The 1,591-nt window shown below is 56.7% G+C and carries 1 protein-coding gene and 1 pseudogene; both read right to left on the reverse strand.

The genetic code is table 11. From position 1 onward, the window contains the following. Positions 1 to 531 precede the first annotated feature (531 nt). Entirely contained in the window at positions 532 to 759 is a 228-nt protein-coding gene (locus BZL41_RS08515; protein ID WP_095598893.1) for a pyocin S6 family toxin immunity protein, read from the reverse strand. After that, a pseudogene (locus BZL41_RS08520) lies at positions 756 to 1,016 on the reverse strand (colicin E3/pyocin S6 family cytotoxin); the annotation flags it as partial. The gene BZL41_RS08515 and the pseudogene BZL41_RS08520, both read right to left, overlap by 4 nt. Positions 1,017 to 1,591 lie beyond the last annotated feature (575 nt).

The following is a 1,591-nucleotide window of genomic DNA, read 5'->3' on the forward strand; positions in this document are numbered from 1 at the left end:
ATCCCAGGCGGCGAACCAGGGCTGGCCGTCGATCATCACACCGCGCAAGGGGCGGTCGTAGCGGTGAAGAGTGAGGGGAGAGAAAGCGTTTTCCATGGCAAAAGACTCCTGCGTAGTTCGACGAAGACCCACGCGATTCCGGCCATAGAGCGCTGTAGAGACATGCATACCAGGCGCGGATCGCGCCTATTCCTTTTCGGGTCGCCAAACCCGGCCACGGACAACCGTGGCCGGCGCAGGATAGGCCCGGGTCGTGGGAAGAACAAGAGGCATTCCGGCAGGGAGTCGGCGAGCGGCCACTCCGTCACGCATGTCGCTTGAAGCACGCCCCGTATGATTGCGATGCGATTCGCTTGTCAGTTAAGCACTGCATCTCATTTTTGGGATGCAAAACCGAACACTAGTCGCAGTGCATGGCTTTTCTGGAGCGGGGCCAAAAGAGCTCTCAGCAGAGAGTGTCTGACACTGATTCGGTCAGGCCGTAGTTCAAATCACTCCGATCAGCGTGATTTGCCCCCGGGACAATCCCGGCTACTCGTAGTTTGCCAAGAACAGCTCCAAGTCTCGGGGGAGTGCTCTTCCTAGCAGTTGTTCGATGCGATTAACTTGTTCGTCTGACAATGTGCAAACAACCCCCACATAATCCTCTTCACTTTCCCAGCCCATGATAGGCGTCAGTTCGTCTGCGGTAAGACCTAGCTCTTTTTCAAATGCCAGTGTGTCCCCGTTCTTGGGGAACCCTTCAATAATAAAAATCATGGTTCTACTCTCCGCGCCCCGTCCGCTGGCTTAGTTTGCTCGCCCGTTTCAGGGTTGAATTCGCCAAGGTGTATTCCGCGTTTGTTATACATCTCAAGCGCCCCGTGTTGGCTGTCCCATTCAAAAATATTCCCTGCTTGGTCTTTCCAGCGGTTTCTCAGCTTTCCGCCGCCTTGGACGCTCGTTTTGGGTTTTGCTTTCGTGAGCCCTGGAAACGCTGGAAATGTTTTTGGCGGTACATGATATCGATGATTCCCTCCAGCATTAGCTGATAAGGGTGTGCCGGATATTGTGTGAATGAAGCTATGACTGCTTTGATCGCCACCCATAATTCATCGGCCGTCAGCGCACGTCAGAGGGGTCACGTCAGAGGGGTCAGGTCTTGCCTTTTGCCCCCCTTCCCACCTCTGCATTCCATGGCCAGACCTCTCCACACGAGGGTCCCGGAGCCCTTTATGTCGTGATGAGCGAGGGCACCGGAAAGCGCCGATGGCTTACACGCATGTAAGACATTTGCTAATCGGCTGCTTTCCGTGAGCCTTCCCACATCCTAGTTCCCTCTCTTTCGGCTACCTTCCGGAACCAACCTGCGAGCCTCTCCGAGCCGCTCAGTCGAGTCGTCTTGCCCCGTTAATCAAAGAGAAGGAACCTCCCTCGTGCGTATCACTCTGCACCGCGCCGGCCTGCTGGCGCTCGCCCTGGCCGGCGTCGTTGGCGGGGCTTCCGGTGCCGCACGCAGCTGGAGCTACAGCTACAACAGCCTCGCCACGATCGACACCGCCGACGGCACGAGCACCGACGTATCCGACATCAACCGCAACGCCTACAAAGC

The sequence above is a fragment of the Pseudomonas sp. PIC25 genome, from assembly GCF_002286785.1.
Lineage (GTDB): Bacteria > Pseudomonadota > Gammaproteobacteria > Pseudomonadales > Pseudomonadaceae > Pseudomonas_M.

What these genes read in the sequence shown, in the direction of transcription:
- BZL41_RS08515 (WP_095598893.1), bottom strand. Translation starts at nt 759, where the DNA reads ATGATTTTTATTATTGAAGGGTTCCCCAAGAACGGGGACACACTGGCA.